This is a genomic window from Pectobacterium polaris, from assembly GCF_002307355.1.
GTDB classification, from domain to species: Bacteria; Pseudomonadota; Gammaproteobacteria; order Enterobacterales; family Enterobacteriaceae; genus Pectobacterium; species Pectobacterium polare.
In genome coordinates this window covers 3,089,080-3,109,865 of the sequence record NZ_CP017481.1, presented here as the reverse complement: position 1 = coordinate 3,109,865, position 20,786 = coordinate 3,089,080, and the positions used below count along the sequence as shown (strand labels likewise).

Sequence of the window (20,786 nt, the reverse complement as noted above, 5' to 3'; positions counted from 1 at the left end):
TACTATCAGGAAAATGATAATGAAAAAATTGATTGTTGCAGCCTTATTCGCCGTTGGTGCGGCCTCTGCTAATGCCGCAGACACTATCCGTTTCGCGACTGAAGCCTCCTACCCTCCGTTCGAATTTGTCGATGCCAATAACCAGATCCAAGGTTTTGATATCGATCTGGCGAATGCACTGTGCAAAGAAATGCAGGCGACCTGTACGTTCAGCAATCAGGCTTTCGACAGCCTGATCCCCGGCCTGAAATTCCGTCGTTTCGAAGCTGTCATCGCGGGAATGGATATTACCCCTGAGCGTCAGCAGCAGGTGTCGTTCACCCAGCCTTACTATGACAACTCCGCTCAGTTTATTGCCCAGAAAGGGAAAGTGGCCGATATCGCCGCGCTGACAGGCAAACGCGTTGGCGTACAGAATGGCACCACCCACCAGAAATACCTGATGGAAAAGCATAGCGATATTAAAACTGTGCCTTACGACAGCTACCAGAATGCCGTGCTGGACCTGAAAAATGGTCGTCTGGATGCCGTGTTCGGTGACACCGCTGTGGTTAACGAATGGCTGAAACAGAACGATGCGCTGGCAACCGTGGGTCAGAAAGTGACGGATAAAGGTTACTTCGGTATCGGTCTGGGCATCGCCGTGCGCCAGAACAATGATGAGCTGCTGAAGAAATTCGACACTGCGCTCAACAAAATCAAGCAGGATGGCACTTACGAGACCATCTACAAAAAATGGTTCCAGCAGTAATCTGACGCTCAATGATTGAATTTCAACCTCTTGCAAGCGCCGCTGGGATGACCGTCGGCCTTGCCGTTTGTGCACTGGTGCTCGGCCTCGTGCTGGCGATGCTGTTTGCCGTTTGGGAAACTGTCCGCTGGAAAGCTGTTAGCTGGACGGGAACCGCCGTCGTGACGCTGCTGCGCGGCTTGCCAGAAATTCTGGTCGTGCTGTTTATCTATTTCGGCTCTTCTCAGCTGCTGATGATGCTGGCAGACGGGTTTACCCTGAATCTCTTCATCGTGCAGATTCCGGTAAAACTGGATATCGGCATGTTTGAAATCAGCCCATTCCTGTGCGGCGTGATTGCGCTGGCGCTGCTGTATGCTGCCTACGCCTCCCAAACGCTGCGCGGTGCGCTGAAAGCGGTTCCGCAAGGGCAATGGGAATCAGGTCAGGCGTTAGGGCTCAGTAAATCCGCGATCTTTTTCCGTCTGATCATGCCGCAGATGTGGCGGCACGCCCTGCCGGGATTGGGCAATCAGTGGCTGGTATTGCTGAAAGATACCGCGCTGGTATCGCTGATCAGCGTGAACGATTTGATGCTGCAAACCAAAAGTATTGCGACACGGACGCAGGAGCCCTTCACTTGGTACGTTGTCGCGGCGGCGATCTATTTGATTATTACGCTGTTAAGTCAGTATGTGCTGAAACGCATTGAACTGCGCACCACGCGTTTTGAGCGGAGGCCTTCCTGATGCTCGCTTATTTACCTGAGCTAGTAAAAGGCCTGCATACCAGCTTGACCTTAACCGCTGTCTCCATCGTCGTGGCGCTGGTGTTATCACTGCTGCTGACTGTGGTGCTGACGCTCAAAACGCCGGTCATATCGCTGTTGGCGAAAGGCTACATTACGCTGTTTACCGGTACGCCGCTGCTGGTGCAAATCTTTCTGATTTACTACGGGCCAGGGCAATTTACCTCTATCCAGCAAATCCCCTGGCTATGGAGCCTGCTTTCGCAGCCGTGGCTGTGTGCAATGGTGGCGCTAGCGCTCAATAGTGCGGCTTATACTACGCAGCTGTTCTATGGTGCGGTAAAAGCGATCCCCGCCGGACAGTGGCAATCCTGTGCCGCGTTGGGCATGGATCAGAAGCAGACATTGCGTATTTTGCTGCCGTTCGCGTTTAAACGCGCGCTGTCTTCTTATTCAAATGAAGTGGTGCTGGTGTTTAAGAGTACCTCACTGGCTTACACCATCACGTTGATGGAAGTCATGGGCTACAGCCAACTGATGTACGGCCGGACGTATGATGTGATGGTGTTTGGTGCCGCTGGGATTATCTACCTGTGCGTCAACGGGTTACTGACACTACTGATGCGCTGGGTCGAGCGTCGTTCTCTGGCATTCGAACGCCGTAATTAATCCTTATCGTATTTATCCACTTAGAAAGCAGGCTTTGATAGCCTGCTTTTTTTATGGCGAGCCATCCCTGCCCATTACCTTCTGATGTAAAAACATACAACAAACCGACTTATTAATCATTTTAATTGCATATAAATTCAATAAATGGCATGGTAATCGCCATGACGTCGGAACTCTTCCGCACATATATTCATACCCTAAATAATTCGAGTTTCAGGAAGGCGGCAAGAGAAGGCATCCCGATGAGCTTACTCAGGTAAGTGATTCGGGTGCGTGAACGCAGCCAACGCACATGCAACTTGAAGTATGACGGGTATGCACTATAAGAAAAACAGACAGGAGTAGGTAATGAAAAAATTAGTGCTCGCCACGTTACTGGCAGGAATCGCCTTCAGCGCCACCGCCGCAGACACCATCCGTTTTGCATCATCAGCTACCTACCCGCCATTTGAGTCATTGGATGCCAGCAACGAAATCGTCGGTTTCGATATGGATCTGGCGAAAGCGCTGTGTAAGCAAATGCAGGCGACCTGTACGTTCACCAATCAGGCGTTTGACAGCCTGATCCCTGCTCTGAAATTCCGCCGCTATGATGCGGTGATTTCCGGTATGGATATCACCCCAGAGCGCAGCAAGCAGGTCGCGTTCACGCAGCCTTACTATGCCAACTCAGCCGTGGTTATCGCGCAAAAAGGGAAATTCAGCGACTTTGCCGCGATGAAGGGCAAACGCATTGGTATGGAAAACGGCACGACGCACCAGAAGTACATGCACGATAAGCACCCGGAAGTGCAAACCGTTTCTTATGACAGTTACCAGAACGCGGTACTGGATCTGAAAAACGGTCGTATTGATGGTGTATTCGGTGATACCGCTGTCGTCAACGAGTGGATCAAGACGAACCCTGAACTGGCAACGGTTGGCGAACACGTGACTGATGCGGAATACTTCGGCACCGGATTAGGTATCGCCGTTCGTCCTGATGACAAAGCGCTGCTGGAGAAACTGAATAAAGCGCTGGACGCCATCAAAGCGGACGGCACGTACAAAACCATCAACGACAAGTGGTTCCCGCAATAAGGTTCACTTCGCGTAGCGCGGTGTGAATGCACCGCGTTAAGATGTCGATAAAGTGCGTAGCGCGGTGATAATGGATAGATCGTAAAGACGCTGTAAATACGTCCCTGTACGCTCGGATTGCGCAGATATGAATCTCATCCCTGAGATTCACCCTTGCAGGGCCGTCGCTAGCTACGTTCAAAAACGTTCCTGACGTTTTTGTCCATGGCGCAAATGCTTTACTCTTCTATTCCATTATCACCGTTCTCGTTCCGCAAATGGTTTTATCAATACGGTTCTACACTTCCACTTTTTACGCCTACGGTAGCAAACACCGTAAAGTATTCAGATGTCCTGACTTTGCCTTAGCCATCCTCACGCTTCAATAACGTCAGAACTTCGTAGTGCGCCGTATGCGGGAACATGTCGAACAGCTGTACGCGCAACGCACGGTAATTCGTCAGCTCGGTCATGTCTTTCGCCATGCTTTCCGCGTTACAGCTGGAATAGAGAATATAGTCCGGTGCCATGCGACTCAGGTAGGCGCACAGTTCACTACCAATACCGCGGCGTGGCGGATTGACTAATACCAGATCTGGAATTTCCGCTTTAGCTATCGCGAACTGCGTCGAATCCAGCGCCTGAAACTCCACCTGCTTCAATCCTAACTGTTCCGCAGAGCGACGCGCGCAGGCTATCGCCTCGGCGCTGATTTCAATGCCCGTCAGACGCATCTCCGATGATGCACAGTGCAGACCAAAACCCCCGACCCCGCAAAACAGATCCCACATGCTGGTAATATTCAGCTCTGCCACCCAATCGCGCGCCGTCGCATACAGCGCGGCTGCCATCTGCGGGTTCGTCTGGAAAAAACTTTGTGGACGGATATACAGCGGCACCTGATTGAACTGTTCAGCCAGCGCGGCGGCATCACTCAGGATAATCTCCGTATTCCCTTCCATAATCGCCTGATGCACAGGCTGAATATTGGCGGATATCACCTCAAGCTGGGGCAACTGCTGCTGTAGCCAGGGCAATGCGGCACGCAGCTGAACCAGCTTGGTTTCCGAGCGTAAGACAAAGCGCAGCATGAACGTACCGTGCTGCGTACTTTCCGTCAGCAGCAGGTATTTCAGCTCCCCGCGGCGTCGAGCCACGTTATAAGGCGTCAGTCCCGCCCGAGCGATGAAGACTTTAAGCACGTCGAAAATCGGTGCGAAGCTGGACGGATAAAGCGGGCAATCGCAGAGATCCACCGCCGTTCCATCACGATGCAGCATCCCCAGCAGCGGGCGTTCCACGCTGCCGCTCACCACCATTTTGGCTTTATTACGAAATGCAGACTGCGCAGAAGGTTGCACGGGCAACCAGCACTGCACGGCGTGCGGTTGCAGCAAACCTTCAAGGTGCTGTTGCTTATCAGACAATTGCTGCGGGTAGGCTTTTTCCAACCATTGGCAGGAACGACAGGTTCCCGTGCTGTAGCGGGCACAATGCATAGAAATCTAACTATTAAAATAATACGGAATGCGAGGATTATATCACTCTGATGGCGTCACCCTGCGACCTTTTGCCGATTTATGGGCGACGCCAGCGGCCAGATTGGCTTATAAGAGAGAAATGTCTATTTCTGACGCATAAAGAAACGCTTACTGCGTCGTGGCAGAAACAGTAAAACAATCACCAGAAGATCTGGGATCTTTTGCAACAGAAGTTGATGCAGTACGGCAGCGTTGTTCTCTCCTGAGATATGGAATATCGCCGGCATAAATTCACTCAGTGATGCCAGCAGCAGGTAACACACCACGACGGCCTGACAGACCACATAGCCCCATCGTCCCCCGTTCACTCCGGCCAAAACGGCAAAGCCACAGCGAATTTCAACACCGACGATAACCAGCGACAGCAGTAACACCAGCGTCGAATCCCAAGACTCCGCGTTACTGCCAATCCAGCCGCTCAAATCGCTGAACCCTAGCTCCCAGACAAGCAGCAGAATCCCCAAAATACGGGTAGCAATAATCGCAATCCCCGCCACCATCACAGGTACCGGGGCATAAACTTTGCGTTGCGTTATTTCCTTCTTCATATACAGAATTTCAACGCTCTCCCTTCATGCGGCATTTACCCGCTAAAAATACAGCATCAATATAAAGTCTGATGCCAATATAAAACTTGCTCGTCATACAAAACTTGATTGCCATACAAAACTTGATTGCCATACAAAACTTGATTGCCATACAAAACAGCAACGCCCCCATACTCTGGCGGCGTTGCTGGAAATCTTCGCTAGGCTAACAAATTACGATGAGAGATCGAATCAGCCGCGTCTCGCTTTTTGCATATCGCGATAGCGCTGCTTCTCTGCTCTCGCCATAAACCACCAGGCGATAAATCCAATAATACCAACGACTAACAATATCAGGGAAGCCAACGCGTTAATTTGTGGATTAACGCCCATTCTGACGCTGGAGAACACCAGCATTGGCAGCGTTGTCGAGCCGGGCCCTGCAACGAAACTGGCGATAACCAGATCGTCCAGCGACAACGTAAACGCCAGCAGCCAGCCGGAAAACAGCGCGGGAGCAATCATCGGCACCGTAATAATGAAGAACACCTTGAGCGGATTCGCACCCAGATCCATCGCCGCTTCTTCAATCGAACGATCCAGCTCACGCAGGCGAGCGCTGATCACCACGGTGACATACGCGGTACAGAACGTGACGTGCGCCAACCAGATGGTGAACATCCCCCGCTCTGCTGGCCACCCAATGGCATGCCCTAATGCGACAAAGAGCAACAGCAGCGACAGACCGGTAATCACATCTGGCATGACCAACGGTGCCGTCAGCATAAAAGCAAACCCATTGGAGCCACGGAAACGACCAAAACGCACCATGACCACGGCGGCGATCGTCCCAAGAATCACGGCCATGGTGGCCGATGCGGCAGCAATCGTCAGGCTCAGGAGCACCGCGCTGATCATCGCCGTATTGTGGAACAGCTCGACGTACCAACGTGCCGACCAGCCAGCCCATACAGTCACCAGCTTGGAGCTGTTGAACGAGTAGATCACCAGCATCAACATCGGCGCATAGAGGAACGTAAAGCACAGCACCAAAATCACAATACGCCACGGTGAGCGAACGACAGGTAAATTATTCACGCTTCACCCTCCGCCGTTTTACTCTGATGTTTGTGGAACCAGATAATCGGCATAATCAACAGCAGCAGCATGACGACGGCAACGGCAGATGCCACTGGCCAATCGCGGTTATTGAAGAATTCCTGCCACAGGATACGGCCAATCATAATACTGTCCGGCCCGCCGAGCAGTTCTGGAATCACGTACTCCCCCACCGCAGGGATGAAGACCAGCATCGAGCCCGCAATGATTCCGCCTTTCGTTAAGGGGACGATCACGCTGAAGAAGGTTTTCAGCGGCCGCGCGCCCAGATCCAACGACGCTTCCACTAACGAATAGTCCAGACGCATCAGCGCGGTATAGATAGGCAGCACCATAAACGGCAGATAGGAATACACAACGCCGATATACACCGCCAAATTGGTATGCAGAATAACCAACGGTTCATCGATCACGCCCAGCCACAGCAGGAAGTTATTCAAGATACCGTTATTTTTCAGAATCCCCATCCAGGCATAGACGCGAATCAGGAATGACGTCCACGATGGAAGAATCACCAGCAACAACAGGATATTACGCGTTGACGGTTTACTGTGCGCCACCGCCCAGGCTAGCGGGTAGCCGATAAACAGACAGCACAGCGTCGACACGGCAGCAACCTGAAGCGATTGCATATAGGCATCGAAATACAGCGGGTCGTCCAACAAATGCAGGTAGTTCCCAAGGTTCAGGGAAATATCCAGCTTGCCGTCCAGCCACGAGACCAGATCGGTATAAGGCGGGATCGCCCGCGCCATCTCTGCAAGACTGATTTTGAACACGATCAGGAATGGCAGCATGAATAGCAGCAGCAGCCATAGATATGGCAGTGCGATGACTAGCTTGCGCCCATGTTTTTGACGCCAGCGCGCCATCAGTACACGAAGCCAGAGTCTGGCCTTGCCTGGTGGTTCCGCCGTGTTATGTTCGGGAAATAAAGTCATGACATTCTTCCTCGCTACACCGTCAGAACCACACAGCTATCCGCATCCCAACATAACCGAACCTCATCTCCCCAGGTCGGCATGCCTTTGCGATAGCGGTAGGCATTTTGTAACTGCGCGCTGATGATTTGCCCGCTGTTGAGCCTGACGTGGTAAATCGACAGGTCGCCCAGGTAGGCGATATGGACCACTTCCCCTACCGCGAAGTTACAACCGTCGGCCGGCACCTCTTCGCACAGCATGATTTTCTCAGGACGCAACGCGATGTAGACCGGAACGCCATCGACCACCGAGACATCCGAATCCACCTTCAGCGGATGCACCAATCCGGGGCTTTTGATGATCAGCGCATCATCCTGACGTTCCTGTAAGATCCCTTCAAACATATTGACCGAGCCGATGAACTCCGCGCTGAAACGCGTGTTCGGGTGCTCATAAATCTCTTCCGGCTCGCCAATCTGTACGAATTTACCGCGATTCATAATGGCAATTCGACCCGCCATCGTCATCGCTTCTTCCTGATCGTGCGTCACCATCACGCAGGTCACGCCCACGCGTTCCAGAATATCGACGACTTCAAGCTGCATGCGGTCGCGCAATTTTTTGTCCAGCGCGCCCATCGGTTCGTCCAGCAGCAGCAGTTTGGGACGCTTCGCCAGACTACGAGCCAACGCAACACGCTGACGTTGACCGCCGGAAAGCTGATGCGGTTTACGGTTAGCGAACTCTTGCATGTGCACCAGCGACAGCATCTCTTCCACACGATCTTTGATTTCCGCACGCGGGAGCTTGTCCTGCTTCAGACCAAACGCAATATTCTTTTCCACCGTCATGTGTGGGAACAGCGCATAAGACTGGAACATCATATTGATGGGGCGCTGGTAAGGCGGCACCAATGACAAATCCTGACCATCCAGAACAATCTGCCCCTGCGTGGGGAGCTCAAAACCTGCCAGCATACGCAGCAGCGTGGATTTCCCACAGCCAGATGCCCCCAGCAGCGCAAAAATTTCGCCTTTATAAATAGTCAGACTGACATCATCGACGGCGGCCTGGCCGTCGAACGACTTCGTCAGGTTACGCACTTCCAGCAGCGGCGTGGCCGCTTTGGGAGGTTTTGATTGAGGGCGGGGGATCGCGTCATTCACTTCGCATTGCTCTCCGGCAAAAGCAGAACAAGCCACACCGCAGATGCCGCCATTTGGCGCTTTTTGCATTCAGCGGTGTGACACAATATAGAGCGCGAACAGGCGGATTATCCGCCTGTTCGCCACATTTTATACCCCTCCATTCTCCGGTTGCCGACACCAGCAACCGTCAAGCGAGTGGGTAACGATTCAGATCAAAGAGGCTATTTGCCGCTTTTAACCTTAGTCCATGCGCGAGTACGCGTACGGTCAATCTGAGGAGATTGCACTTTGAGCGTAAACAGTTTGGCACGCACATCCGCTGGCGGATAAACGCCTGGGTTATTACGAATCTCTGCGTTCACCAACGGCAAGGAGGCCAGGTTTCCGCTCGCGTAATACACGTGGTTACTGATTCCCGCCATCACTTCCGGCTTCATCAGGTAATCCAGAAACGCATAGGCTTCATCCAGATTTTTAGCATCTTTTGGAATAGCGAGGACATCAAAGAATGCCAGTGCGCCCTCTTTCGGAATGCTGTATTGGATATTCACCCCGTTCTTAGCTTCTTTCGCACGGTTTCCTGCCTGCAGGATATCGCCCGCCCAGCCGACTGCGACGCAGATATCGCCGTTTGCCAGGTCGTTGATGTACTGAGACGAATGGAAGTAGCGAATGCTCGGACGCAGTTTCAGCAGCAGGTCGGTTGCAGACGTGGTGTAATCACCTGGTTTGGTGCTGTTCGGATCTTTACCCTGATAGTTCAGCACGGTCGCAAAGATCTCTTCCGGTGCATCCAGGAAGGAGACGCCGCAGCTTTTCAGTTTTTCCAGGTTCTCTGGCTTCAATACCAGATCCCAGCTGTCAACCGGTGCATCGGCACCCAGCGCGGCTTTCACTTTCTCAACGTTATAGCCGATGCCCGTGGTCGCCCACAGGTAAGGCAGGGCATATTTATTGTCTGGATCGTGCTGTGCGATCAATTTCATCAGCTCAGGATCCAGATTTTTGTAATTCGGTAACTTGCTCTTGTCTAATGGCTGAAACACTCCCGCAGAGAGCTGGCGCTCCAGGAAGCTGGCAGAAGGCACCACCAGATCAAAACCCGTGCTGCCCGCCATGAGCTTGCCTTCCAACACTTCGTTGGAGTCAAACACGTCATAGACGACTTTAATACCGGTTTCTTTCTGGAAATTGGCTAACGTGTCCGGCGCGATATAGTCGGACCAGTTATAAACATGCAGCGTTTTCTCTTCCGCAGATGCGGTGACGGACGCGGCCATCAGCAAGCCGGTAACAACACCCGATAGCCATTTTTTACGTTGGGTGAACATCCGTTCCTTCCTCCATTCAAGGGGGTGATTCATGGGAGTTAATCTGTATCGTTCCGATACAAAATATGTCCTGCCGCGCTCTCCAATCGGTGAATGAGTATGCACCGATTTTTATTCGCCCAGACACAGACATAGCCCTGATTCCGCTGTCTGTGTCTTACAGGAATAAAGCATAACCCCACAACATCATGTGCACCATACTTGAACGTAAAAAATGGGTTTTAACGATTATTTATTCACATTTTATCGATGTGATGAAGGCGTTTAGCGGCAAACAAAGAGAAATATCTGGCAATAATGCGAAATAACCAGAATAAATGGCGGTGAAAGGAAAATAAGTAAAACCAATTGCTGCCGTTGGCAGCAACCGTATCAATGCAGATGAGAGGTGGTGACTCTCGCAGCAGAGCCCTCTTCTTCCTCACCGATAAACAGCAGATTATTAGCGCCAGCCTCAAGGATCACCATTGAGATTTGTTCTTCGGACTGCTGCATGAAATGTCTGAATTGTTCCAGCGTCATGCCAGCGGCCACGCTAAATGACTGGCAGACAATCAACTTCGGCAAATTATCGTCCTGAACGTCGATAAACGCCTTAACGGTCAACGAGCTGGCATTGATTTGGCTCAGGTCACCGACCAGAGGAATCAACGCGCTGGGCTTCACTTCGGCAAGGGCAGAAAACAGGATCACGTTGTCTACCAGATCAACTTTCGCATCGAACACGCCATCAAAATTTTGCATATGAGGAAGATGGAGCGCCTGACAGGAATCACATTCGAAATACAGAATGTTCAGTTGATCCAGCCACCGCCGTAGCATAGCCAAATCAGGAACGATGAGTGAATCCATCATGTTTGCCTCATACCTGCCGCCGTACAGACAGCGTTGTTGAAAAGAAAACACCGTTTACGCAGAAGCGATGTTAAAACAGAAAGAGCCTTAAAAACGGCCCATAGCTTACGGAATATTGCGCGCCGATGCCATGATAAAAGCGCCCCGCCACCCGCTTTCCTCGTCCCGCTGCACGGTGACACATCGGATAGCGCCGCTGTCCGCTGCCTGTACGTCAAAATAAGGAACATCATATTTTACGGCGCTGTCCCTGTTTCAGAAAGCTAACTTTTGCTTATTGTTGCCGGTATTGCGAGACGCCTCTGGGTATTTTGCTCAATAAATTCAATCATCATGTCAGCAATATCGAGTCCGGTCGTCGTTTCAATCCCTTCCAACCCCGGCGAGGCGTTGACTTCCATCACCAGCGGCCCCCGATCGGCACGCAAAATATCGACGCCCGCGATATTCAGCCCTAGTGTTTTTGTCGCCTTGATAGCAATCGCACGCTCCTTCGCCGTAATTTTCACTTTATTCGCCGAGCCGCCGCGATGCAGGTTTGAACGGAACTCCCCCGCTTTCGCCTGTCGCTCAATCGCCGCAACAACGCGGTTGCCGATCACAAAACAGCGGATATCTTTACCCTGCGCTTCATGCACATATTCCTGCACCAGAATGTGCGCATTCAGCCCGCGAAAGGCATCAATCACGCTTTCCGCCGCCTGTCGCGTCTCGGCTAATACCACACCAATCCCCTGTGTGCCCTCCACCAGTTTTACGACCAGTGGCGCACCGCCCACCATCGCAATCAAATCGCCAGTATCATCCGGCGAATGAGCAAATCCGGTGATCGGCAGGTCAATTCCCTCACGGGCAAGCAGTTGCAGAGAATGCAGTTTGTCGCGGGCGCGAATGATGGCGACAGAATTATTCAGCGGGTAGCTGCCCAGCATTTCAAACTGGCGTAATACCGCCGTACCATAGAACGTGATCTGTGAACCGATACGCGGAATAACTGCATCAAATTTATCCAGCCGACGCCCGCGATAATGCACCGACGGCGCTGCCGAATTGATATTCATGTAGCAGGAAAGCGGGTCAATAATTTCAATGCTGTGCTGGCGCGCCTCAGCCGCTTCACGCAGACGTTTGCAGGAATATAACGACCCATCACGAGACAGAATGGCTATCTTCATAAATATCCTACGGATACTAGCGTATCGCCCATCCTTGTTGATGTAAGTAGTCCAGCATAAATGGACGTAACTCTTTTTTCAGCGTCCGTTCCACGTGCTCGCTCCAGCTTTCACGACGGCTGCCAGTACGTTCCAGATAATACTCCACCATTTGCTGGTCATATTGTGCCAGCACATCGCGGTCAAGCGGCTGATAGACATTCTCATGCAGCATCATCGCGGTTGGCATGCGCGGTTTTAGCATGGGTTCCGCGTCTGGGTGCCCCAGACACAGGCCAAACAACGGCAGAACTAACGGTGGCAGTTGCAACAGCTGCGTCACGTCAGCGATTCGATTACGGATCCCGCCGATAAATACCCCACCTAACCCCAGCGACTCGGCGGCAATTAGCGCATTCTGCGCCATGAGCGCGGTATCGACGCAGCCAATCAGCAATTGCTCAGCCAGCCCGGTTTCTGCCTGTGGGAAGATCTCTACATGCCGATGAAAATCGGTACAAAAGACCCAAAATTCTGCCGCCTGCGCCACATAGCCTTGCTCGCCGGTATAATGAACGAGCGTTTCACGCACCGCAGGATCGGTAATACGGATAATTGAGCTGCATTGTAAAAAGCTGGAGCTGGACGCACTTTGTGCGGCGGTAATGATGGCGTGGCGTTGCTCATCCGTTATGGCCTGAGACGTAAACGCGCGAATAGAACGGTGGCGCTGTAGCAAATCAATCGTTGGTGTCACACTGGCATCCTTCAGTCGGTAAAGTACATCTCATAGGCAGCTTGAAGTATGACGGAATTATATCGTAGCTCAGGCGGAATCTGCATTACTCCACCACCTAATCGCTTCGGCAAATCGTTGTAACAGGTAATGACTACTTTTTTTCATCAATGAATACAGGCATAGTAGCGCGATTCGCAGTAACCTCATTAACCGTAACACTTTTAGCCGTGACCTTGTTTGTAATAGGCGTCACGCTATACGTTTCAAGAATGAGAACATTTTTCTAATTTTACAAAGGAGTTTACATGTTCGCTGTAATTTTCGGGCGCCCAGCTTGCCCTTATTGTGTACGTGCGAAAGAACTGGCAGAGAAATTGGCCGAGCAACGTGATGACTTCAGCTTCCGCTATGTAGACATCCACGCAGAAGGCATTTCGAAAGAAGATTTGTCCAAGACGGTAGGAAAGCCGGTTGAAACCGTACCGCAGATTTTTCTGGATGAAAAACACATCGGCGGCTGCACCGATTTTGAAGCCTATGCCAAAGAGCACCTGGCTCTGTTCCAGTCATAATCACCCGATTGGCAGAACACCTAGATCATCGAACTGACAAACAATAGCGCGGCGACAGTCCGCGCTTTTTTATGGGTTCGGAATAGAACCCATTCAACGAAGATAGCGCCGATACAGACTCCGTAAACACAACACGCCCATCGCCCCCAACACACACCAAAAGACTGCACTCATCACGTAAGCCAGCTCTTGCCAGAAAGAGCGCATTGGGGTATTCCACAGGTGGAGCACCAACAAGCACACGGGCATTGCCGCCAGCGCGCCAAACAGCGGGTAAAGCAGGCGACCGCGCGCAGAAAGAAAACAGGCCACCATGCCGGGCAACAGAAAAAGCAACATCCCTGGACTACCGCGTAACCCATCACTCACCGCAACTTCTGATGCCTCAATCTTTTGACTCAGAAACACGACGGTGAACAATAAAAAACAGCAGGTCGCACCCACCCAACCTTTATTTCTTGCCATAAATCGCCCCCACTCAATATGCCTCCCAACCTGCATCAACCAGATACCGAAAATATGCGGCATGGTAAAAATGATTGGTGTATCTATTCCCCGATATGAAAAACATGAGGCTTCGCTACGATTTATTCGACACGCTGGCCGTCCACAGAAAAAGACGATAACCCGACGCATTTCGTCAACAGCGACACCACAATCATTAAATTAAACAATAATTACACTGAACAATTTTTATCGGATAAATTATACTGAACGAGGCTGATTCCTTTCAGCTGACGCGTATTGATACCGTCACGGGAATTCATGCATTTCATGGCTAAATCTAGCCGCTATAATGAATAACATCAAGAACTTACTGGTAAACAACAAGTTACATTCCATGAATATAAACGTCGCTGATTTGTTAAATGGGAATTACATTCTACTTTTATTCGTGGTTCTTTCATTAGGACTCTGCCTGGGGAAATTGCGCCTTGGGCCAGTACAACTCGGTAATTCCATTGGAGTTTTAGTTGTTTCTTTATTACTCGGCCAGCAGCATTTTTCGATTAATACCGAAGCGCTGAGCCTCGGCTTTATGTTATTTATTTTTTGCGTGGGCGTGGAAGCCGGGCCGAATTTCTTTTCTATTTTCTTCCGTGACGGAAAGAATTATTTCATGCTAGCGCTGGTGATGGTCGGCAGTGCCATGTTACTCGCGTTAGGCTTAGGCAAATTCTTTGGTTGGGGCATTGGCCTGACGGCGGGGATGCTGGCCGGATCCATGACCTCAACGCCGGTGCTGGTCGGTGCGGGTGACACGCTGCGCAACACCGCCAGCTTGGGTAACCAGCTCGGTATTGAGCAAGATCATCTGAGTTTGGGCTATGCGCTGACGTATCTGGTCGGACTGGTCAGCCTCATTTTTGGCGCACGCTACCTGCCCAAACTCCAGCACCAGGATTTGCCTACCAGCGCTCAGCAGATTGCACGCGAACGCGGATTAGACCCAGACAGCCAGAGAAAAGTGTACCTGCCGGTGATTCGCGCCTATCGCGTCGGGCCGGAATTGGTTGACTGGGCGGACGGCAAGAATCTGCGCGAACTGGGAATTTATCGCCAGACCGGCTGCTACATCGAGCGTATCCGACGCAACGGGATTTTGGCTAGCCCTGACGGTGACGCCGTCTTGCAAATCGGCGATGAGATCGCGCTGGTCGGCTATCCCGACGCCCATTCTCGCCTGAACTCTAATTTCCGCGATGGCAAAGAGGTTTTCGACCGCGATTTGCTGGATATGCGCATCGTAACGGAAGAGATTGTCGTCAAGAACCACAATGCCGTCGGCAAACGCCTGAGCCAATTGAAGCTGACCGATCACGGCTGTTTCCTCAACCGTATTGTCCGTAGCCAAATTGAAATGCCGATTGACGATAACGTCGTGCTGAATAAAGGCGATGTCTTGCAGGTCAGCGGGGACGCGCGACGGGTAAAAAGTATTGCTGACAGAATCGGGTTCATTTCTATTCATAGTCAGGTCACCGATCTGCTGGCCTTCTGCGCCTTTTTCGTCATCGGCGTGATGGTCGGGCTGATCACTATCCAATTCAGCAACTTCACCTTTGGCATCGGTAACGCGGCTGGGTTGCTGTTCGCCGGTATCATGCTGGGGTTCCTGCGCGCCAACCACCCGACCTTCGGCTATATCCCGCAAGGCGCACTTAACATGGTCAAAGAGTTCGGCCTGATGGTTTTTATGGCCGGCGTTGGCCTGAGCGCAGGTAGCACCATCAACAGTAGTCTGGGAGAAGTCGGTATTCAGATGCTGGCTTCAGGGCTAATTGTTAGCCTGCTGCCAGTGGTGATTTGCTTTCTGTTTGGTGCGTATGTGCTGAAAATGAACCGTGCACTGCTGTTTGGCGCCATGATGGGTGCACGAACCTGCGCCCCCGCGATGGAAATTATCAGCGATACGGCGCGCAGTAACATCCCTGCGCTCGGCTATGCGGGTACCTATGCCATCGCTAACGTGCTACTTACCTTAGCAGGTTCACTTATCGTGGTTATCTGGCCTGAACTGCCCGGCTGAGAAAGTGTAAAAAATCGTCAATATTATTTTCTAAAAGCCAGAACTTTTTCTTTGCCCTACAGTCTGAATAAGTGCCACTGCTTTTCTTTGATTCCCCTTATTGAGGAGCCCATCGTTCCCGCCTTTCAGGTTCAAGAACGATGGGCGTTTTCTTTTCTGCTCTACGTCAGCCAAAACACCTCCTCTTCTCACTCATCATGCACCCACTATCACATCCGCTTCATTTTTTGTTATTAAAATAACAAAAATTAATTTCATTGTTATTTTTGTGACATAAAAATCATTGAGTGTCATAATCACGCTATATGATTTCTTATCGCTACCTCTAAGGATTTGCCATGACTGACTACGCTCGCTATATCGACCACACACTGCTGGCAGCCAATGCCACCGAACAGCAAATTGCCACCCTGTGCGATGAAGCGATCGCTCACCGTTTTTATGCAGTCTGTGTTAACTCAGGTTACGTTCCCTTAGTGGCCGAAAAGCTGAAAGGCACTGAAGTACAGGTATGTTCTGTTATCGGTTTCCCTCTTGGTGCAGGCCTGACATCCAGCAAGGCGTTTGAAGCGAAAGCCGCGATTGATGCCGGTGCGCAAGAAATCGATATGGTGATTAACGTTGGCTGGCTGAAAAGCGGGAATGTTGCCGCCGTCAAAGCGGATATTCAGGCCGTGCGTGAGGTTTGCGCCGCTATACCGTTGAAGGTAATATTGGAAACCTGTCTGCTTGATGACGAACAGATTGTCCTGGTGTGTGAAATGTGTCGTCAGTTGGATGTCGCATTCGTCAAAACGTCTACCGGTTTCAGCACGGGCGGCGCTCGTGAAGAACACGTTCGACTGATGCGTAGCACCGTCGGCAGCGAGATGGGTGTCAAAGCATCCGGCGCGGTTCGCGATCGCCAAACGGCACAGCGTATGATCGAAGCAGGCGCCACACGTATCGGCACGAGCTCAGGCGTCGCTATCGTTTCAGGTGAAACGGCCGCAGCAGGAAACTACTAACAACAAAAATATAGCTTACTAGCAGGGAATTTTATGGAAACGCGGCGCGACGAACGAATCGGCAGACTGGCTCAGGCATTAAAGAAAACCGATAAACTCCATCTTAAAGACGCCGCACAGCTACTCGGCGTGTCCGAGATGACCGTGCGCCGCGATCTGAATGCAGATTCCACCAGCGTCATGCTGCTCGGCGGCTACGTCGTAAGCGACCTGAAGAATAACGGTGTCACAAATTATTTTGTCTCCGACCAGCAGACCAAACACGTAAGAGAGAAGCAGGCTATCGGTATTGCGGCTGCCTATTTGGTGGAAGCAAACGATACCGTTTTTTTCGACTGTGGCACCACAATTCCCTTCATCATTGATGCCATTCCTGATGAGTTACCCTTTACTGCGATTTGCTATTCCCTGAACACCTTTTTAGCGCTACAGGAAAAAAAGGCGTGCAGAGTAATTTTGTGCGGCGGGGAATACCATCCTGATAACGCGATCTTTACCCCGCTCAACCAGAGAAGCGAGCTGGACAACGTCTGTCCGAATAAAGCCTTTATCTCTGCGGCGGGTATCGAACTGACTGCGGGCGCCACCTGCTTTAACTTTGCCGAGCTGGGCATGAAGCAACGCGCGATGGCGACCGCACAGCGAATCATTATTGTGGCGGACAGCAGCAAGTTCGGTCAGATTAAACGCGCCTGCATTGGCCCGATGACGCTGTTTGATACCGTCATTTCCGACAGCGCCCCGAACGATTCCTACTTACGCTATTTTTCCAACAACGGCATTCAGTTAATCCACCCTGGAAATTAGAGTCTGTCCGAGTAGGCGTTATTAGTGCAGCCAGTTTGGACACGGACAGCGCGCAAAAACCGGAGCGTACACGTAGTACGTGAGGATTTTGAGCACTGCCCAGGTTCAAAATGGCAAATAAAATAGCCCTAATGGGATAGACTCTTAACCGAATATCCCGCCGAACCACTGCTGCACCTTCATCACCACCGTATCCCAGAGGCGGCTAAAGAAACCAGCCTCGGGGATATCATCCATCGCGACTAGTTCGCGCTGTCCGATGCTCTTACCGTCCAGTTGGAAGTCAATAGTGCCGACAACCTGATTCTTGGTCAGTGGTGCGGAAAGCTGCGGCTGATTTAGCGTAAAGCTGGCTTTCAGGTTCTTCATTTGCCCTTTCGGGATGGTCAGCGCAGCATCCTGTGCGACGCCGAGCCGGGCCTCTTTCTCAGTACCAAACCAGACCCGTTGCGTGGTAAAAGGCGCATCCGTCTTGATAGGCGTTACCGTTTCGAAAAAGCGGAAGCCCCAGGTGAGCAGTTTTTCACTTTCACGGAAGCGAATGGCATCTGTTTGCGCCCCCAGCACCACGGAAATCAGGCGCATATTGCCTTCGGTGGCCGAGGCTACCAGATTGTGCCCCGCGCCGTTGGTATGGCCGGTTTTCACACCGTCTACATTCAGATTAGTGCTCCACAGCAGACGGTTACGATTAGGCTGGCGAATGTTATTGAAGGTGAACTCTTTTTCTTTGTGCAATGCGTATTCTTCCGGCACATCGCGAATCAGCGCCTGCCCTAACAGGGCCATATCACGTGCGGTGCTGTATTGCCCCGGCGCATCGAGACCGTGCACAGTCAGAAAATGCGTATTTGTCAGGTTAAGTGCCTTCGCATAATTGTTCATCAGGCTAACGAACGCATCCTGACTACCCGCGACATAATCCGCCAGCGCGATACTGGCATCATTGCCTGACTGAATGACTATGCCTTTATTTAACTCAGAAACGGGGATGCGGTCGCCCGGCTTAAGGAACATCAGCGACGAGCCACGCAGTGCCGGATTGCCGGTTGCCCAGGCATCTTTTCCTACGGTCACTTCATCCGTCGGACGAATTTTACCGGATTTGATCGCCTGCCCAATCACATAGCTCGCCATAATTTTTGTCAGGCTGGCAGGGTCAAGGCGCTCATCGGCATTGCTTTCCGCCAGCACTTTACCGCTGTGGTGATCGATCAAGACATAGGCTTTGGCATCAATCTGCGGCACCGCTGGCAACTGTTCCGCATAGGTGAATGGCACTAAACCAACAAGCAATACCGTACCTACAGAGAAAGACGTGAGTCTGGTCAGGAAAGGGGTTGTTTTCATGAGTTCGCCGCGATATCCATCAGTCGTTAAAAATTCTTAATTTTCAATATGTTTTGAAAACTTTAGTAACATACAAAGGTAACGCGTCATCTCTGGGATGAAAACCGTTCATTCTGTAAAGATAGTCAAAGAAATGAAAGTTTCTAAAAAAACGCAGATAAAAAAAGGACTTAGAAAAATTAAGGAATGTCTGAAAATGCAGACAGCAGGACTACCAGAAAAATAGCGGATAGCACGAGGGACATAGCAGCGTAGCCTCCCTCGTGCCAGTGATGAACATTCCCTTAGCGGCGTTCGCGCTTATCGGCACGTTTTGACAGCCAGTCACCCAGCGTCTGTACCACCTGAACCAGAATAACCAGCGCAATAACGGTAATCACCATCACCTCGGTTTCATAGCGGTAATAGCCGAAGCGGATCGCCAAATCCCCCACCCCGCCGCCGCCGACAATGCCCGCCATCGCCGAATAGCCAATGAGGCTCACTAGCGTGATCGTCAGGCCGCGCAATAGTCCCGCTTTCGCCTCCGGCAGCAGCACCGTGCCGATAATACGCATCGGGCTGGCACCAAACGCTTCAGCCGCTTCCACGATACCAGGATCGATTTCACGCAGTGCGCTATCCACCAAACGCGCATAGAACGCGATCGCGGCGACCGACATCGGCACCGCCGCTGCCACAGGTCCAATCGTATTCCCCAACAGGATCTGCGTCAGCGGTAACAGTAAGACCAGCAAAATCACGAAAGGAATAGAGCGGATAATATTCACCAGCACCGTGCCAAACAGATAAACGGCGCGGTTTTGCCAGAACAGGTTCCTGTCGGTAACGTAAATCAGCAGCCCCAGCGGTAAACCGCCAATCACGGCAAATAGCGTGGAAATCCCCACCATCTGGAACGTTTCGCCGAACGCCGCGACCAGATCGATCCATAAATCAGCCATGCAGCACCTCCACATTTGCCGTTCTTACCTGAATATGTTCTACCGCTTCCGTCACTTTTCCGGGATCGGAAGGATGAGTCAGTAGTGCGACAAGTATGCCTAGCGCACGGTTACCGATGTATTCGATCTTGCCGTGCAGGATATTGACGGACACGCCAAAGCGCGTCGCAACGTCCGACAGCACGGGTTGCTCCGCCGATTCGCCGACGAACAGGATCTTCAGTAGTGTGCCCTGTAAATCCACCAGCAAGCGAGGCGGCAGCGCGAGATCGAGCGTATGGGACACCAGTTGACGCGTAAATGCATGCTGCGGCGTCGCAAAGATATCGAAAACATCGCCCTCTTCCACGACCCGACCGCCCGTCATCACCGCCACCCGATCGCAAACCGCCTTAATCACGCTCATTTCATGAGAAATCAGCACGATGGTAATGCCCAGTTTCTCGTTAATCTCTTTCAGCAGCGCCAGAATAGCCGCTGAGGTTTCCAGATCGAGTGCCGAGGTCGGTTCATCACACAGCAATACTTCGGGATCGTTGGCAATCGCCCTGGCGATACCGACACGCTGTTTCTGGCCACCGCTGAGCTGCGCCGGATAAGACGACGCTTTATCCGTCAGCCCCACCAGCGTCAGAATTTCCGGCACCCGGGCAGCAATGACCGCACTGGATTTCCCAGCGGCTTTCAGGCTGAACGCCACGTTTTCCGCCACGGTACGCGTCTGCATCAGGTTGAAATGCTGAAAGATCATACCGATTTTTTGCCGCTGTTCCCGCAGCAGTTGCCCGGCTAATTCGCTGATGAGAACGCCATTGACGAGCACACGGCCGGCAGTCGGTCGCTGCAAGAGATTAATGGTCCGCAGCAGCGTGCTTTTCCCTGCGCCGCTGGTGCCGACAATCCCGTAAACCTCGCCACGTTGGATGTGCAACGACACGTTGTCTACCGCAAGATTTTCTGGTTGCTTCCCTTGCGAGAAGTCAACGCTTACCCCTTCTAGCTGAATCATTATCCGCAAACTCCTGGCCTGAGC

General features: G+C 51.7%; 21 protein-coding genes. 8 read left to right on the top strand and 13 right to left on the bottom strand.

Annotated features, from left to right (window positions below; translation table 11 throughout):
- Nucleotides 1-19: 19 nt before the first annotated feature.
- The 4 genes from artJ (BJJ97_RS14010) to artJ (BJJ97_RS13995) all read left to right on the top strand — a co-directional run bounded on the left by artJ (BJJ97_RS14010) (nucleotide 20) and on the right by artJ (BJJ97_RS13995) (nucleotide 3,227).
- Nucleotides 20-751: an arginine ABC transporter substrate-binding protein gene (gene artJ, locus BJJ97_RS14010; RefSeq protein WP_039472655.1), complete on the top strand. Its 732-nt coding sequence runs from the start codon at nucleotides 20-22 to the stop codon at nucleotides 749-751.
- An 11-nt stretch (nucleotides 752-762) separates the two neighbouring features.
- Nucleotides 763-1,479, top strand: a complete 717-nt coding sequence (gene artQ / locus BJJ97_RS14005; protein ID WP_015839956.1) for an arginine ABC transporter permease ArtQ — start codon at nucleotides 763-765, stop codon at nucleotides 1,477-1,479.
- Nucleotides 1,479-2,147 (top strand): arginine ABC transporter permease ArtM, encoded by a 669-nt coding sequence (artM, locus tag BJJ97_RS14000; protein WP_039489914.1) that lies wholly within the window; start codon nucleotides 1,479-1,481, stop codon nucleotides 2,145-2,147. Before artQ ends, artM begins: the two co-directional genes overlap by 1 nt.
- Before the next feature lie 348 nt (nucleotides 2,148-2,495).
- The gene (gene artJ, locus BJJ97_RS13995) at nucleotides 2,496-3,227 is read left to right on the top strand and encodes an arginine ABC transporter substrate-binding protein (protein ID WP_010306608.1); all 732 of its coding nucleotides are present in this window, start codon (nucleotides 2,496-2,498) and stop codon (nucleotides 3,225-3,227) included.
- Nucleotides 3,228-3,571: 344 nt separating this feature from the next.
- Here artJ (BJJ97_RS13995) and rlmC read toward each other — a convergent pair whose 3' ends face one another.
- The 9 genes from rlmC to nfsA all read right to left on the bottom strand — a co-directional run bounded on the left by rlmC (nucleotide 3,572) and on the right by nfsA (nucleotide 12,561).
- A complete protein-coding gene (gene rlmC, locus BJJ97_RS13990) occupies nucleotides 3,572-4,705 on the bottom strand; it encodes a 23S rRNA (uracil(747)-C(5))-methyltransferase RlmC (RefSeq protein WP_095994335.1) in 1,134 nt (377 codons plus the stop codon).
- A gap of 125 nt (nucleotides 4,706-4,830) precedes the next feature.
- Complete coding sequence (locus BJJ97_RS13985) at nucleotides 4,831-5,283, bottom strand: YbjO family protein (protein ID WP_039481454.1); 453 nt, start codon at nucleotides 5,281-5,283, stop codon at nucleotides 4,831-4,833.
- Between the two features lie 243 nt (nucleotides 5,284-5,526).
- On the bottom strand, nucleotides 5,527-6,372 hold the full coding sequence (gene potI / locus BJJ97_RS13980; protein WP_039481457.1) for a putrescine ABC transporter permease PotI: 846 nt from the start codon (nucleotides 6,370-6,372) through the stop codon (nucleotides 5,527-5,529).
- The gene (gene potH / locus BJJ97_RS13975) at nucleotides 6,369-7,334 is read right to left on the bottom strand and encodes a putrescine ABC transporter permease PotH (RefSeq protein ID WP_039357797.1); all 966 of its coding nucleotides are present in this window, start codon (nucleotides 7,332-7,334) and stop codon (nucleotides 6,369-6,371) included. The genes potI and potH overlap by 4 nt, the downstream gene beginning before the upstream one ends.
- 14 nt (nucleotides 7,335-7,348) lie before the next feature.
- Nucleotides 7,349-8,482, bottom strand: a complete 1,134-nt coding sequence (gene potG / locus BJJ97_RS13970; RefSeq protein WP_095701893.1) for a putrescine ABC transporter ATP-binding subunit PotG — start codon at nucleotides 8,480-8,482, stop codon at nucleotides 7,349-7,351.
- A 203-nt stretch (nucleotides 8,483-8,685) separates the two neighbouring features.
- A complete protein-coding gene (gene potF, locus BJJ97_RS13965) occupies nucleotides 8,686-9,795 on the bottom strand; it encodes a spermidine/putrescine ABC transporter substrate-binding protein PotF (RefSeq protein ID WP_095994334.1) in 1,110 nt (369 codons plus the stop codon).
- 372 nt (nucleotides 9,796-10,167) lie between these two features.
- Entirely contained in the window at nucleotides 10,168-10,647 is a 480-nt protein-coding gene (locus BJJ97_RS13960) for a type III secretion system chaperone family protein (RefSeq protein WP_039275494.1), read from the bottom strand.
- Between the two features lie 266 nt (nucleotides 10,648-10,913).
- Nucleotides 10,914-11,825 (bottom strand): 30S ribosomal protein S6--L-glutamate ligase, encoded by a 912-nt coding sequence (rimK, locus tag BJJ97_RS13955; protein WP_095699207.1) that lies wholly within the window; start codon nucleotides 11,823-11,825, stop codon nucleotides 10,914-10,916.
- Nucleotides 11,826-11,841: 16 nt separating this feature from the next.
- Nucleotides 11,842-12,561, bottom strand: a complete 720-nt coding sequence (gene nfsA, locus BJJ97_RS13950; RefSeq protein WP_095994333.1) for an oxygen-insensitive NADPH nitroreductase — start codon at nucleotides 12,559-12,561, stop codon at nucleotides 11,842-11,844.
- A 287-nt stretch (nucleotides 12,562-12,848) separates the two neighbouring features.
- Here nfsA and BJJ97_RS13945 point away from each other — a divergent pair, with 287 nt between their 5' ends.
- Nucleotides 12,849-13,115: a GrxA family glutaredoxin gene (locus tag BJJ97_RS13945; protein WP_010277298.1), complete on the top strand. Its 267-nt coding sequence runs from the start codon at nucleotides 12,849-12,851 to the stop codon at nucleotides 13,113-13,115.
- 93 nt (nucleotides 13,116-13,208) lie between these two features.
- Here the strand turns inward: BJJ97_RS13945 and BJJ97_RS13940 are convergent, their stop codons facing one another.
- Nucleotides 13,209-13,580: an inner membrane protein YbjM gene (locus tag BJJ97_RS13940; RefSeq protein ID WP_014915047.1), complete on the bottom strand. Its 372-nt coding sequence runs from the start codon at nucleotides 13,578-13,580 to the stop codon at nucleotides 13,209-13,211.
- 376 nt (nucleotides 13,581-13,956) lie between these two features.
- On the opposite strand from BJJ97_RS13940, the gene BJJ97_RS13935 reads away from it, so the two are divergent.
- From BJJ97_RS13935 to deoR, 3 genes are all read left to right on the top strand, one after another.
- Nucleotides 13,957-15,645, top strand: a complete 1,689-nt coding sequence (locus BJJ97_RS13935; RefSeq protein WP_039288083.1) for an aspartate:alanine antiporter — start codon at nucleotides 13,957-13,959, stop codon at nucleotides 15,643-15,645.
- 338 nt (nucleotides 15,646-15,983) lie between these two features.
- Entirely contained in the window at nucleotides 15,984-16,652 is a 669-nt protein-coding gene (gene deoC / locus BJJ97_RS13930) for a deoxyribose-phosphate aldolase (protein WP_095994332.1), read from the top strand.
- Nucleotides 16,653-16,685: 33 nt separating this feature from the next.
- Nucleotides 16,686-17,459 carry a DNA-binding transcriptional repressor DeoR gene (gene deoR, locus BJJ97_RS13925; protein WP_095994331.1) on the top strand — a complete coding sequence of 258 codons (774 nt, stop codon included), beginning with the start codon at nucleotides 16,686-16,688 and terminating at the stop codon, nucleotides 17,457-17,459.
- Nucleotides 17,460-17,603: 144 nt separating this feature from the next.
- Here deoR and BJJ97_RS13915 read toward each other — a convergent pair whose 3' ends face one another.
- From BJJ97_RS13915 to BJJ97_RS13905, 3 genes are all read right to left on the bottom strand, one after another.
- Nucleotides 17,604-18,809, bottom strand: coding sequence for a serine hydrolase (locus BJJ97_RS13915; RefSeq protein ID WP_095994329.1), 1,206 nt, complete (start codon nucleotides 18,807-18,809; stop codon nucleotides 17,604-17,606).
- A gap of 284 nt (nucleotides 18,810-19,093) precedes the next feature.
- The gene (locus BJJ97_RS13910) at nucleotides 19,094-19,753 is read right to left on the bottom strand and encodes a methionine ABC transporter permease (protein WP_010307323.1); all 660 of its coding nucleotides are present in this window, start codon (nucleotides 19,751-19,753) and stop codon (nucleotides 19,094-19,096) included.
- Nucleotides 19,746-20,762, bottom strand: coding sequence for a methionine ABC transporter ATP-binding protein (locus BJJ97_RS13905; RefSeq protein ID WP_095994328.1), 1,017 nt, complete (start codon nucleotides 20,760-20,762; stop codon nucleotides 19,746-19,748). Before BJJ97_RS13905 ends, BJJ97_RS13910 begins: the two co-directional genes overlap by 8 nt.
- Nucleotides 20,763-20,786: the final 24 nt, after the last annotated feature.

Excerpts from the sequence above, each read along its gene's own strand:
- artJ (WP_039472655.1), top strand. The coding sequence starts at position 20 with ATGAAAAAATTGATTGTTGCAGCCTTATTCGCCGTTGGTGCGGCCTCT.
- artQ (WP_015839956.1), top strand. The coding sequence starts at position 763 with ATGATTGAATTTCAACCTCTTGCAAGCGCCGCTGGGATGACCGTCGGC.
- artM (WP_039489914.1), top strand. The coding sequence starts at position 1,479 with ATGCTCGCTTATTTACCTGAGCTAGTAAAAGGCCTGCATACCAGCTTG.
- artJ (WP_010306608.1), top strand. The coding sequence starts at position 2,496 with ATGAAAAAATTAGTGCTCGCCACGTTACTGGCAGGAATCGCCTTCAGC.
- rlmC (WP_095994335.1), bottom strand. The coding sequence starts at position 4,705 with ATGCATTGTGCCCGCTACAGCACGGGAACCTGTCGTTCCTGCCAATGG.
- potH (WP_039357797.1), bottom strand. The coding sequence starts at position 7,334 with ATGACTTTATTTCCCGAACATAACACGGCGGAACCACCAGGCAAGGCC.
- potF (WP_095994334.1), bottom strand. The coding sequence starts at position 9,795 with ATGTTCACCCAACGTAAAAAATGGCTATCGGGTGTTGTTACCGGCTTG.
- BJJ97_RS13960 (WP_039275494.1), bottom strand. The coding sequence starts at position 10,647 with ATGGATTCACTCATCGTTCCTGATTTGGCTATGCTACGGCGGTGGCTG.
- rimK (WP_095699207.1), bottom strand. The coding sequence starts at position 11,825 with ATGAAGATAGCCATTCTGTCTCGTGATGGGTCGTTATATTCCTGCAAA.
- BJJ97_RS13945 (WP_010277298.1), top strand. The coding sequence starts at position 12,849 with ATGTTCGCTGTAATTTTCGGGCGCCCAGCTTGCCCTTATTGTGTACGT.
- BJJ97_RS13940 (WP_014915047.1), bottom strand. The coding sequence starts at position 13,580 with ATGGCAAGAAATAAAGGTTGGGTGGGTGCGACCTGCTGTTTTTTATTG.
- BJJ97_RS13935 (WP_039288083.1), top strand. The coding sequence starts at position 13,957 with ATGAATATAAACGTCGCTGATTTGTTAAATGGGAATTACATTCTACTT.
- deoC (WP_095994332.1), top strand. The coding sequence starts at position 15,984 with ATGACTGACTACGCTCGCTATATCGACCACACACTGCTGGCAGCCAAT.
- deoR (WP_095994331.1), top strand. The coding sequence starts at position 16,686 with ATGGAAACGCGGCGCGACGAACGAATCGGCAGACTGGCTCAGGCATTA.
- BJJ97_RS13915 (WP_095994329.1), bottom strand. The coding sequence starts at position 18,809 with ATGAAAACAACCCCTTTCCTGACCAGACTCACGTCTTTCTCTGTAGGT.
- BJJ97_RS13910 (WP_010307323.1), bottom strand. The coding sequence starts at position 19,753 with ATGGCTGATTTATGGATCGATCTGGTCGCGGCGTTCGGCGAAACGTTC.
- BJJ97_RS13905 (WP_095994328.1), bottom strand. The coding sequence starts at position 20,762 with ATGATTCAGCTAGAAGGGGTAAGCGTTGACTTCTCGCAAGGGAAGCAA.